8 protein-coding genes and 1 tRNA gene are annotated in these 13,438 nt (G+C 39.3%); 5 read left to right on the top strand and 4 right to left on the bottom strand.

The genetic code is table 11. The features are described from left to right. Positions 1-61 precede the first annotated feature (61 nt). Positions 62-313 (bottom strand): 30S ribosomal protein S20, encoded by a 252-nt coding sequence (gene rpsT / locus AC4MRQ_RS12875; protein WP_491198088.1) that lies wholly within the window; start codon positions 311-313, stop codon positions 62-64. A gap of 36 nt (positions 314-349) precedes the next feature. Then, positions 350-421 (bottom strand) — tRNA-Glu (locus tag AC4MRQ_RS12880). A 375-nt stretch (positions 422-796) separates the two neighbouring features. Here AC4MRQ_RS12880 and metK point away from each other — a divergent pair. Together metK and AC4MRQ_RS12890 are read left to right on the top strand one after the other, a co-directional pair. Next, positions 797-2,050: a methionine adenosyltransferase gene (gene metK / locus AC4MRQ_RS12885; protein WP_491198089.1), complete on the top strand. Its 1,254-nt coding sequence runs from the start codon at positions 797-799 to the stop codon at positions 2,048-2,050. 145 nt (positions 2,051-2,195) lie between these two features. Continuing rightward, entirely contained in the window at positions 2,196-2,927 is a 732-nt protein-coding gene (locus AC4MRQ_RS12890; protein WP_491198090.1) for a DUF6567 family protein, read from the top strand. A 32-nt stretch (positions 2,928-2,959) separates the two neighbouring features. Here the strand turns inward: AC4MRQ_RS12890 and AC4MRQ_RS12895 are convergent, their stop codons facing one another. Next, positions 2,960-4,864, bottom strand: a complete 1,905-nt coding sequence (locus tag AC4MRQ_RS12895) for a methyl-accepting chemotaxis protein (RefSeq protein WP_491198091.1) — start codon at positions 4,862-4,864, stop codon at positions 2,960-2,962. A gap of 157 nt (positions 4,865-5,021) precedes the next feature. Next, the gene (locus tag AC4MRQ_RS12900; protein WP_491198092.1) at positions 5,022-5,588 is read right to left on the bottom strand and encodes a YceI family protein; all 567 of its coding nucleotides are present in this window, start codon (positions 5,586-5,588) and stop codon (positions 5,022-5,024) included. 294 nt (positions 5,589-5,882) lie between these two features. Here AC4MRQ_RS12900 and AC4MRQ_RS12905 point away from each other — a divergent pair, with 294 nt between their 5' ends. From AC4MRQ_RS12905 to AC4MRQ_RS12915, 3 genes are all read left to right on the top strand, one after another. Further along, positions 5,883-8,273, top strand: a complete 2,391-nt coding sequence (locus AC4MRQ_RS12905) for a glycoside hydrolase family 3 N-terminal domain-containing protein (protein ID WP_491198093.1) — start codon at positions 5,883-5,885, stop codon at positions 8,271-8,273. A 369-nt stretch (positions 8,274-8,642) separates the two neighbouring features. Next, positions 8,643-10,883 (top strand): GH92 family glycosyl hydrolase, encoded by a 2,241-nt coding sequence (locus tag AC4MRQ_RS12910; RefSeq protein ID WP_491198094.1) that lies wholly within the window; start codon positions 8,643-8,645, stop codon positions 10,881-10,883. A gap of 329 nt (positions 10,884-11,212) precedes the next feature. Further along, the gene (locus tag AC4MRQ_RS12915) at positions 11,213-12,637 is read left to right on the top strand and encodes a glycoside hydrolase family 125 protein (protein ID WP_491198095.1); all 1,425 of its coding nucleotides are present in this window, start codon (positions 11,213-11,215) and stop codon (positions 12,635-12,637) included. Positions 12,638-13,438 lie beyond the last annotated feature (801 nt).

Here is a 13,438-nt window from a genome sequence, read left to right on the forward strand (position 1 = left end):
TGTTTCAAGGATGAAAACCTTGCGTCCTAACCACTAGACGAAGGGACCTTATTGCTGTTGATTAAAGTGCGTTAACGTGCTTAGTTAACTTAGACTTTATATTAGCAGCCTTATTCTTGTGAATAATATTTCTTTTAGCAAGCTTATCAAGCATAGAAGCCACTTTTGGAAGTAATTCCTGAGCTGCTTCTTTCTCAGATGTACCTCTCAATGCTTTCACTGCATTACGGGCTGACTTAGCATAGTAACGGTTGTGAACTCTTCTCTTCTCTATCTGACGAATTCGCTTTTTCGCTGATTGATGATTTGCCATCGTACTACAATTATAAATTGTTAATTTTTTATTTTGCAGTCCCTAGGAGAATCGAACTCCTGTTTCAAGGATGAAAACCTTGCGTCCTAACCACTAGACGAAGGGACCTTATTGCCTTTGAACGTGTCTAATCGTCTCAAATGCGGATGCAAAGATATATCAAATTAAAATCCCTCCAAATTTTTTCTTAAAAAAACACTCAAAAAAATTAGCATTAAGTCAACACTCCACCTCTATCTATCTATACAACTATAACTTACCTAAATAAACGATTCAATCAGGACTTTTTACTCTTATTTAATTTGCACGCTTTTTTTATATTCCGTTAATTTGCATCGGTGAAAAAGTGGAAGGATTTGGCTGATTGCAACCACTTAAAAAAAGTGCTAAAACGCAAATTTCGTTTGTACTTCCTTTTTTCACATGTCAATTAACTATTAACGTATATCTGTTGTTATATAACAGACTTATTATTTTAATGATATGGGATATTTATTTACATCAGAATCAGTTTCTGAAGGGCATCCGGATAAAGTTGCGGATCAGATTTCAGATGCCCTACTTGATAACTTTTTAGCCTTTGATGCAAATTCGAAGGTTGCTTGTGAAACATTGGTGACAACGGGACAAGTTGTTTTGGCCGGCGAAGTGCATTCAAAGCACTATGTTGATGTGCAGGAAGTGGCTCGTCGTGTTATTAATCGTATTGGTTATACAAAAAGTGAGTATCGTTTCGATGGCGATTCTTGTGGGGTATTCTCTGCAATACACGAACAATCGGCTGATATCAATCAGGGAGTTGATCGTGCTGAAAAGATGGAACAGGGAGCCGGTGACCAGGGAATGATGTTTGGTTATGCCTCTAAAGAAACAGATGATTACATGCCGATCTCGCTTGAGCTATCTCATCGCTTATTGATGGATATGGCTGATATTCGTCGTGAGGGAAAAATAATGACCTATCTGCGTCCTGATTCAAAAAGCCAGGTTACGGTTGAATATGGTGATGACAATCAACCAAAGCGTGTTCACACCATTGTTGTTTCGACTCAACACGATGATTTTGATGAAGACGAACCAATGTTAGCTAAAATAAAAGATGATGTACGTAATATTTTAATTCCATATACCATCTCAAAGCTTCCGGAAAGAGTTCAGGCTTTGTTTGACGACAATTTTATCCTGCACGTTAATCCCACTGGGAAATTTGTTATTGGCGGACCACATGGTGACACGGGATTAACCGGTCGCAAAATTATTGTTGATACTTATGGAGGTAAAGGAGCACACGGTGGTGGAGCTTTCTCTGGTAAAGATCCCAGCAAAGTTGACCGTTCAGCAGCATACGCCTCTCGTCATATGGCTAAAAACATGGTAGCTGCTGGTCTTGCTGACGAAGTGTTGGTTCAATTGTCATACGCTATTGGAGTTGCACAACCGGTAGGTGTTTTTGTTGACACATATGGCACTTCAAAAGTTGATTTAAGCGATGGTGAAATTGCTTTAAAAATAGCTGAAGTGTTTGATCTTCGCCCTGCTGCCATTGAAGAGCGCCTTAAACTTCGTCACCCTATGTATGAGGAAACTGCAGCATATGGCCATATGGGAAGAACTCCAAGGACGGTTCATAAGGTTTTTGAATCACCATATTTTGGAAGAAAAGAATTCGATGTGGAGCTCTTCACATGGGAGAAATTAGACTATGTTGATAATATAAAGCAGGCATTTGCTTTGTAAGAGCCTACCAATAATATATTGAATCCTATTGTTTGAGAATACTCTTTAAACAATAGGATTTTTTGTTTATTCCATACGTAATTATGCTAATTAGTTTGTCTTGATTAATGACATTTCATTATATACTAATTAAAACAAATTACTCATGAAACAAACAATCTTAATCCTTACCCTTGTCCTATTATTGACATCATGTGCAACTCATTCGGGAATAATGTCAGGTAATGCCTCTATTTCCGATGCTAATTTTAATATTAGTGGCTTTGCAGTTGGGACTTCTAAAACATCCCATGTATTTGGCATCGGTGGGTTAGCGAAAGATGCCTTAATCCTGGAAGCTAAACGAAATTTGTATACCAATTACCCTTTAAAGAAGGGGCAGGCTTTGGCTAATGTTACAGTTGATATCAAACGTAGTTTTTTCCCTTTCGTTGCAACCACAAAAGCCACAATAACTGCAGATGTTATCGACTTTAATACATCACCTGTCGATTCGTCTTTTGCTTCTTTCAATAAACATTTTAATAAAACATTTTTAAGTCCTTATTCCCCTAATCAGAAAGTTGGTATCAATAAAGATAATCATATTGTAGTTGCTCAAGTTATTGAAGCTAAAGAGAAAAAGAGCACAATACTCACCCGAAATAAACAAGGTAACTATCGATTAAAAAAAATAAATAATAAAAAGCTATTTGAATACAAAGAGAGTTCCTCGAGCAAATACAAGATAGGAGAAACTGTAAAATTTGAATATAATGATAAAATTTACGCCGGAGTCATCCAGGGTATTAATGACGATATAATTATAGTCTATGCTTACCTGAGTAAAACTGACAAACGCATGATGAATGTTAAAGTGAAGAATATTGTTGAATAAACTAAAAGAGGCAGCCAAAGGCTGCCTCTTTTTTATCGTTTAAAATAACTTATCGTTTCTTTTAGCTTCTCGGCTAATTGCGTCAGGTGCTCTGAGTTATTGGTAAAGATCGAAGCCGAACCTGAGTTCTGTTGTGTTACCTCATTCAACTCCTGAATTGCACGATTCACCTGCTCAGCCCCGCTTTGTTGCTCATAACTTGAAGCCGTAATTTCTTGAACCAATTGAGTTGTTTTTTCAATCTCAGGAATTATATCTTCAAACTGTTTACCTGATTTCTCTGCTGCACCTACACCATGCTGAGTGAGATCGATAATTTCAACAGCCGCCCTCTGTGATCGTTCAGCCAGTTTTTTAACTTCAGCCGCAACCACTGCAAATCCTCTTCCCTGCTCTCCGGCCCTGGCAGCCTCAACTGCAGCATTCAGTGCTAATATATTTGTTTGCTTGGCAATCTCTTCAATGATGTTAATTTTCTCCGATATTTCCTGCATCGAGCGCGTTGTGTCTTTTGAACTTTCAAAGCCCACTTTAATACCATCTGCAGAAGCAAGTGCAATTTTCTCTGTTTGCTTGGAGTTTTCGCTGTTCTGCTGTATGGTTGCCACCATCTCCTCCATTGATGATGAAATTTCTTCAGAGGAAGCAGCCTGGTTAGATGCCCCTTCTGATAGTTGATTAGATGAACTGGCTAACTCGATACTCGCGGTATTAATTGCATCAGAACTTTCGGTTATCTCGTTAATAATCTTCTTTAGATTATCAATCATATCTTTCAAAGCACGCCCTAAATCACCAGCTTCATCCTTTTGATCATCATCCACATTGATGACTGTATTTAAGTTTCCATCGGCAATATCCCTTGCAATTTCAGCACTTCTTACAATAGGCTGTACAATTTTACCCGCTGTTACATAAACAATGATGTATAAAACTATTAAGCCCAATAGTCCAAATATGAGACTTTGGTAAAAAATTGCATTAGCCTTTTTTAAGATGACAGCTTTGGGAACCTCCGTTCCCAGGGTCCAGGTTGTTTCTATACCATCAAACTTTACCGCAGTAAATGTTGCGTAGTATACTTCCTCATCCACAGGATTTAAATACTCAAATCTGTAAGGTTCTCCTTTCAACGTTTCATCCAATGCAACAAGATATTCAGGATTATCTGATTTATTAACACTCAGCAGTTTTTCTGATATAAGCTCAGTATTAGTATGGGCGACTATACTTGTATCTCTGGCAACCAAATAGGATACTGCTCCCTCATAGGTTTCCATTCCCAGTATAATCTTTGACATCTCATTTAAACTGATATCAACACCTACAAGTCCTAAATACTTTCCATCAGAATCCTGAAGGGGTGCTGTTATTGAAGTCATCAATATCCCTGCCAGCTCCTTTGTTACAACGTCATAGTACGGATTCCATATATCCGGCTTGTTATAATCTCGCGCATCGTAATACAAACTGGTTAATATTTCATTGTTCATATCAACCTTTTCAGATGTCTGTGTCAGCTGATTATTTAATCGAAACACTACATTACGTTGCCGTCCGTTTCGCATTGAATAGTTTGGATCCAGAGCCTTTAACTCCCAAATTTGCCAGGTTGAAAGTAATTCAGGATTATTCTGACACCATCCATATAGGATGTCACCAAAAACCTCTTCGCGGTAACTCTCGTCCATTGCCAGATAATTATTATAATTATCCCTGATGGTATTCGTACCCGTAACAACCTGATTAATGTCGTTTTGTATTAGATTACACGAAGCCCTTAAATTCGAATCTATAATTTCCTTAGAATCTCTTAAGGCATTCTTTTTTAGCTGGAAGCTAATAAATGTAAGTGTTGCTCCATAAATAAGAGTAAACGAAAATAAGATGTACACCAACAACTTACTTTTCAAACGAAGATTAATAAGTCTATTCACATTTGTCAATTTTGGTTGTTATCCCGTTTATATCCAGAGATAATAATTTACGAATATAACAACCAAAAGTTATAGATGTTATGATTTTTGTTTGTTCCATAAAAAAATCCGGCCATAAGCCGGATCTTATCATTCTCTAATTTAAATGTTTAGATTATTATTTCAGCAACGTTACCTTAAATGTTAATTCAAAATCATCATAGATCATCTTATCACCAAGATTGTCAAAAAACTTACCTGATCCATAACGTACATTGTACTTGGTACGATCAACTGTTACCTTACCTACGAATACATTTCCATCTTGTTTAACGTCAAAATTTATGGGATGTGTATTTCCTTTAATTGTTAAATCGCCTTCGACTTTATAACCAGTATCTATGCTTTTAACTTTAGTTAGCTTTAGTTGACTGACCGGATGCTTTTCAATGCCAAAGAAATCATCTGACTTTAAATGGCCGACCAGCTTTGCATTATATTCTTCATTCTCAATATCGGTGCATGTTATTGTACTCATATCAACCTCAAACATACCTCCTTTTAACTTCTTACCATCCAGAAGTAAATTAGCCGATTTAAATTTTATATGACCAGTATGTTCACCTGTTACCTTTTTTCCTAACCAGGTAATTTTACTACTATTAACATCAACTTGTGTTTCTTGTCCTGTAACAGAGAAAACAGTGAACAAAACGGCTGCAATCAAGAATGTAACTTTTTTCATACCTGGTATTTTTAATGAATACTATTTATTGTGATAGAAAAACACAGGCTTATTATTAAAGGTTCAAAATCACCCTGTTAAAAGTTTGTTAACAGAGAATCAAATTTGTAAGACAAATGTTCAGTGTTCTTATACAAACAAACAATCACGAAACCAACTTATATTGCTGATATTAAACACTCAACACTCTTCATCCTTCAATATGATCACATCAAATAAACGTTTCCCTTTTTTGCTAATTAACCCACTTCCTTGTTATTTTATCCTAATTAAAGCACATTATAAACTTATACCATGTTTTATTTCAAGAGACTTTTGATAATCGCTTGTCTACTTTGCAGCTTTAACTACCCCCATACTTCGATCTATCATAAAAGTTGGATTGACTTTAATAAGAATGGTCGAAAGGATGTGTATGAAGACCCTGAAGAGCCAATAGAAAAAAGAGTTGATGATTTATTGAGCCAGATGACCATTGAAGAAAAAACCTGTCAGATGGTAACTCTTTATGGCTATGGCCGTGTTGCCAAAGATGAATTACCAACCGACGATTGGTCAAATGAATTGTGGAAAGATGGCTTAGGAAATATCGATGAGGCATCAAATGGTGTTTATGAAGATGCGCAGTACAAATATCCATACGACAAACACGTCTGGGCACTTAATGAGATTCAAAAGTTTTTTGTTGAGAAAACGCGTCTTGGCATTCCGGTTGAGTTTACCAACGAAGGCATAAGAGGCTTGAACCATTACAGATCAACTTCATTTCCGGCTCAAATTGGGATGGGTTGTACATGGAATCCTCAACTACTTCATCAGGTTGGCTTGTGCATTGGCAAAGAAGGTAAAGCACTGGGCTATCACAACATTTACTCTCCTGTTTTAGATGTTGCCCGTGATCAAAGATGGGGACGAATTGTAGAATGTTTTGGCGAAGATCCTTTTCTGGTAAGTGAAATGGGCTTGCAAATTACCAAAGGTATTCGTGCATTTGGTTTGAGCAATACATTAAAACACTTTGCTGTATATTCAGCTCCTAAAGGTGGTCGGGACGGTCATGTCAGATTAGACCCGCATATAGCCCCGCGCGAAATGCACATGGTGTACCTCTATCCATTTAAGCGTGTCATTAGTGAAGGTGGAGCATTGGGTGTAATGAGCTCATATAACGATTATGATGGTGTACCGGTAACTGGCAGTCATTACTTTTTGTATGATTTACTTCGAAAAACATATGGTTTTAAAGGCTACGTTGTGTCAGATAGCGATGCAGTTGCGTGGCTTTACACAAAACACAAAGTTGCTGAATCATACAAAGAAGCAGTCAGGCAAACAGTTGAAGCTGGTCTAAATGTGCGTACGACCTTTAATCATCCATCCAATTTTGTAAATCCTCTAAGGGAATTAATTGAAGAAGGTGCTATTTCGATGGAAGTTATTAATGAGCGGGTTAGAGATGTATTGTACGTTAAATTTAAGGAAGAACTTTTTGATCAGCCATACAGGAAAGAAAAAGATGCGCTGAGAGATGTGAGAGCAAAAGAGCATATAGAACTATCAAAACAAGCAGCAAAAGAGTCATTGGTATTGCTTAAAAACAAACAACAAACATTACCACTTGACATTAGTCGAATAAACAACATCCTGGTGGTTGGTCCTAATGCTGAAGCGAAAAGTAGTTCTATCAGTCGTTATGGTGCTTTAGGTGTTGATGTTATTTCACCTTTGGAGGGAATCAGAGCTTATACTAAGGGTAAAGCCAATGTCGACTATGCATTGGGTTGCACGCTTAGTGATAAATATTGGCCTCACTCTGAAGTAATCAATTATCCTTTGGACAATGAAGAACTGGAATTAATGGATAATACCATAGATAAAGCTAATGATGCGGATGTGATTATTGCTGTACTTGGAGAAGATGAAGGTATGGTGGGTGAGAACCTGACACGTACCTCACTTAATTTACCCGGTCGTCAAACCGAATTATTAAAAAGGCTTAAGTCCACTGGCAAACCTGTTATTGTAGTTTTAATTCATGGAAGGCCATTGTCGATTAATTATGCACAACGGGAAGCTGATGCCATTATTGCTGCATGGTTCCCTGGCGAATTTGGTGGTGATGCAATTGCTGAAACCATTTTCGGGGAATATAATCCCGGAGGTAGATTATCAACAACCTGGCCGGCATCTGTCGGACAAATCCCTTTAAACTTCCCGTTTAAACCCTATTCGCAAGCAGGGCAAGCCAAAGAAGGTCCAAACGGAACAGGTAAAAGCCGAATGGTTGATCCTCTCTACCCATTTGGTTTTGGCTTATCTTATTCTGAATTTACCTACAGCAACCTTAAGCTTGAAAACAACCTGACATGCACCAATGGCGAATTACATGTATCATTTGATATAACTAATAATAGCAAACTTGATGGAGACGAAGTACCACAATTGTATATTAAAGATGAATACAGTTCGGTAACAACCTATGAATGGCAATTAAGAGGATTTGAAAGAATTCACCTTAAAGCCGGTGAAACTAAAAGAATTAGTTTCAATGTAAGATCCGAACACCTCTCATTACTCAACAGAGAAATGCAGGAAGTAACCGAACCAGGCACCTTTCAACTGGCCATTGGTTCATCTTCAACAGATATTCGCTTAAAAGACACGTTTGAAATTAAAAAGAACTAACATATGAAACGATCATGAATTGGAACGAAGTTGAATTTGTGAAATCAATTTTAACATACTAAAATACAAACAGGAAAATGAATGAAATTTTAGAGGTTAGCAGTTAATTGCCTATATGGAAGTATTTTGGCGAGGTGAATTGGTGGGTTGGCCAGTCAAAAAGGCGGGCCAGTGATGGCCTGTGGGAAGAAGCTTCTTTTTGACTAGACTTTTTTGTTTACTTTTTTGCGGCAATGGCAAAAAGTAAAAGCCAATCCGGCTAGAGGATTAGCGTAACGCAAAGTTGTTTGATTGGGAGAGTAGGTATCTGCAGACTTCAATAAAATGTATCTGGAATTCTTTAAATAAATGAAGATAAAACTTAAATATATGTATACGAAATTAACGTACTTATTAATGACAGTAGTTGCTTTTGCAACGATTAGTTGTCAACAAGCAAAGCAATCAGAAGATAGTATTCTTGAATATGTCGATCCTTTTATTGGAACCGGATTTCACGGTCATACATTTCCGGGAGCCACTTTACCCTTTGGTATGGTGCAACTAAGTCCTGATACTCACCTGGAGGGCTGGGATGCAAGTAGTGGTTATCATTATGATGACACTCAGATCTATGCTTTCAGCCACACACATTTAAGTGGTACAGGTATTGGTGATTTGGGCGATGTAGCACTTCTGCCCTACTCCAATACATCAGAAGCAATTCCGGTTGCTACTTTCGACAAGTCAACAGAAAAAGCATCCCCGGGGCATTATCAGGTTCATTTATCCAATTTTGATATCGGTGTAGAATTAACTACAACACTGCGGGTTGGCATGCACAAGTACAGTTTCAATAAACATGACGACAGAAACGTGATGCTTAACCTGTCGCATATTCTACAAGCCAACTGGGGGCACCGAATAACAGGCAATAAATGCACAATTATAGATGAAAAAACAATTGAAGGAGTTCAACGCACTTCAGGGTGGGCTCATGACCATTTAGTTGCCTATCGCATTGAATTCTCGGAACCAATCCAATCCACAAAAGTAATCGTTGAAGGAACTGAACAAGAATCAAAATCTATCGATTCAAAAGATGCTCAATTGCATTTTAAATTTGCAGAAAGCAAAAAACCACTTTTTATTAAAGTCGCCATCTCAGCTGTTGATCCCAAAGGTGCCCAAATGAACATGGAAGACGAGTTGCCTGGCTGGAACTTTGACCAAACAATTAAACAAGCTCAATCCATCTGGGATAAGCAACTTCGACAGATGAGCATTGAAACTTCTGATAATACAATTAAAACAAACTTCTACACTGCGCTCTATCACTCTATGATGGCACCATTCATCTGGCAAGATGTGGATGGTCGTTACAGAGGAATGGACAAACAGATCCACCAGGCTCCTGAAGGCCATATCAATTACACTGTTTTCTCTTTGTGGGATACCTTTCGTGCATTCCATCCTTTGATCACTATCATTAACCCTGAGAAAGCCAGTGTGTGGAGTGAAGCTCTTGTCCAAAAATACCGGGAAGGTGGTATATTGCCTAAGTGGCCTCTGGCCAGCAACTACACGGGAACCATGGTGGGATATCCAGCTGTTTCTGTATTAGCCGATGCTGTCGCAAAAGGATTAGCACCAGATGATCTCAGCGAATGGTTGGAAGCATCTGTTCAATCGGCTACCTGGCGACCAAATATTGTTGAACGTTTCAAAGGCACACGCGAAGCGAATGTGATGCCTCGACATATTTACTTTAAGGAAACGCTTGGCTGGGTGCCAAGTGACTCTATTTCCGAATCAGTCTCATATGGCCTGGAAATGGCATACTACGACTGGTGTGTGGCCCAAATTGCAAAAGCTGCCGGTGATAAAAAAATTGCCAAGGAATTTAAAGCAAAGAGTGAGTATTTTCGTCATTATTTCGATGAAGAGTCTGGCTTAATGCGAGGTAAGAATTACGATGGTTCATGGGTTACTCCATTTCGTCCGCGTTACTCCAGCCATGAAAAAAGCGATTATGTAGAAGGTAACGCCTGGCAGTGGAGCTTCTTTACTCCCCATGCCAATGAGCAGTTGATCGAACTATATGGTTCTGTAGATCGGTTCGAAGCTATGCTGGATACTTTATTCACCACCGATTCGACTATCGAAGGCGAGCATGCATCTGGTGATATCACAGGCTTAATCGGACAATATGCTCATGGTAACGAACCGAGCCATCATATGGCCTACTTGTATAACTGGACCAACGCCCCACACAAAGCCAACGAACGTCTGGACCAGATTATGCGTGAATTTTATCTTCCTGAACCTGCCGGTATTATTGGTAATGAAGATTGTGGCCAGATGTCGGCCTGGTACGTAATGAGTGCCCTTGGTTTCTACCAGGTATGTCCTGGTGATGCCACCTATACGACAGGTCGCCCAATGGTTGATAGAGCAACTATTAACGTTGGAGAACGTCAATTGGAGATAATCGCTCACAACAACTCGCCTGAGAATATGTATGTCGAAAAGATAGTGCTTAATGGCAATGAGCTGGATCAACCATTCTTCACCCATCAGCAATTACTCGATGGCGGCAAACTGGAATTTTTCATGACTAATCAATATTAAAGACACGGCAAACGCATTTAACAATTATAACCACCTCCCCACTTCGTGGTACTCCTCCTTCAAAAGGAGGAGAGTGACGTAAACCCTTTCCCCTCCTGAATTTTAGGAGGGGTGCCTTCAGGCGGGGTGGTTTATTTATATTTTAAATGCGTTCACCCTGATATTAAAGAGAAGAAGTAAAACGCAAGAGAAAAGACTTAAGAATCAAGACATAAGAGATTAGATTAAAGAAAGATGATTCATATGTTCCTTTTCTAATAAACTGGATCATCTTTTATCTTGTGTCTTATGTCTTTTCTCTTCTATAATCCTTAAATAAAATCACAACTATGCAACGAAGATCCTTTATAAAAAAATCAGGTTTAGCAGTTGGGGGTGCTTTGCTGACTCCTTCTATCCTATCCGCAACAAATAATACTGTTGATTTTAAATCCATGCGTCCGGTGGAAGAAAAGCGCTGCTTTTCGAGCAAGGAAGTGGAGAAGCTTATTAAAAAAGTTAAGTCTAAAATTGCCGATCCGGAACTGGCCTGGCTGTTTGAAAACTGCTTCCCCAACACGCTTGATACAACGGTTGATTTTGAATACATCGACGGGCAGCCCGATACCTTTATTATTACGGGCGATATCGATGCCATGTGGTTGCGCGACAGTACAGCCCAGGTATGGCCGTATATGCCGCTTATCAACAAAGACAAAGAGCTGAAGGAATTGATAAAAGGTTTGATTAACCGTCAGACTAAATGCATCCTGCTCGATCCGTATGCCAATGCCTTCTATAAGGATGTCAACAAAGAATCGCACTGGAAAAGCGATCGCACACAAATGCTACCGGGTGTGCACGAACGCAAGTGGGAAATTGACTCGCTTTGTTATGCCGTACGTTTGGCCCATGGTTATTACGAGCTGACAGGCGATAAAAGCATTTTTACGGAAGATTGGCACAAAGCAGCCAAACTGATCATCGAAACTTTTAAAACGGAGCAACGCAAAGACGGCCAATCGCCTTATACCTTTAACCGGGTAACAGGCCAGATGCTAGACAGCCCCGTTAACTGGGGAACAGGCCGCCCCATTAAACCGGTTGGATTAATCAGCTGTATGTTCCGTCCGTCGGATGATGCCACACTCTTCCCCTACTTAATTCCATCCAACGTATTTGCTGTTATCAGCCTGAAACAAATTGCGGAGATCAGTACCAATGTATTGGGCAATGCTCAATTGGCCAAGGCTGCTACCGACCTGGCCAACGAAGTGGATGAGGCCATTAAAAAATATGCCATAACAGAACACCTCGACTACGGTAAAATATATGCTTACGAAGTAGATGGTTTTGGCAATAAAGTGTTTATGGATGATGCCAATGTGCCTTCATTAATGTCTTTAGCTTACCTGGGAGCGCACAAGCCTGAAGATGCCTTATATCAGCGCACACGCCAGTTTTTATTGAGCGATAACAACCCTTATTTCTTAAGGGGCAAGGTGGCCGAAGGACAGGCGAGTCCGCATACCGGACACGAGCGCATCTGGCCAATGGGCATCATATTAAGAGCCATGACCAGTACCGACGACAAGGAGATTAAGAAGTGCCTGAACATGCTGAAGACCACTCATGCCGGCACGGGCTTTATGCACGAAGGCTTTAATAAAGACGATGCCAGGGATTACACCCGCGACTGGTTTGCCTGGGCCAACACCTTATTTGGCGAGCTGATTGTGAAAGTTTATCACGAACGACCGCATCTACTTAAGTAGAAACCTGAGTCTTAAAATTTAAATCGAACTCAGTGCCCCATGCGCAATAGCGCAATATTCAATAAACTAATGGATTTCCCCCTTGGCGAAGGGGGGACGGTTTGTGGTTTTTATAACTATTTAAGAATTAGGGGGATTGCTTTTTAGTTAGATAGAAGGTTAGAACAGTCGATTAAACGCACAAAAACTTTCATGATTTAGGGAAACACCAACAGCAATGAAAATCCGCTTAGCGCTTTAGATGCGCTTAGCGGGTTTGAGACTTTCAGAAAAAAGAGGATGTTTGAAGGCACAAAACAAAGCATTCCTCAAGCCCGGCAACCAGCTTGATGAACGAACTTCGTTTTATTAGCCAATGCCAGGTATCCGTTTGGTTCGTTGTAGAAACTCCAATTAGTTCATTTTAGTAACGCACTGTTGTAACTTATCGATTAATAATACCAATCAACAGTTGAAACCAAGCTAGAATACATATGTATCGGACTTATAGCCCTCAATCCCTTTATCTATTTAAACATAGCCCTAACGGACTATGCTAATATGTATCGTCCCTTCAGGACTATTAAGAAACTGTTTAAGTTTTATCCTTTGGTTTATTTTGGCAACTTAAGCTCTCAAACTGCTGCAAAAATTCTTTAAATAGCGGTGCTATTCGCATCATTTTTGCTTTATCTGAGAACTTAATTCATCCAAACTAACTCACAAAAACAAAATTCAAACAGTTTCTAAGTATCGCTCTCAGTCTGGCCTGTAGTGCTTGTTCCGCCTTAGCGGAAGCCTATACATAACAGCGCAGGGTGA

It is taken from the genome of Carboxylicivirga sp., from assembly GCF_982718395.1.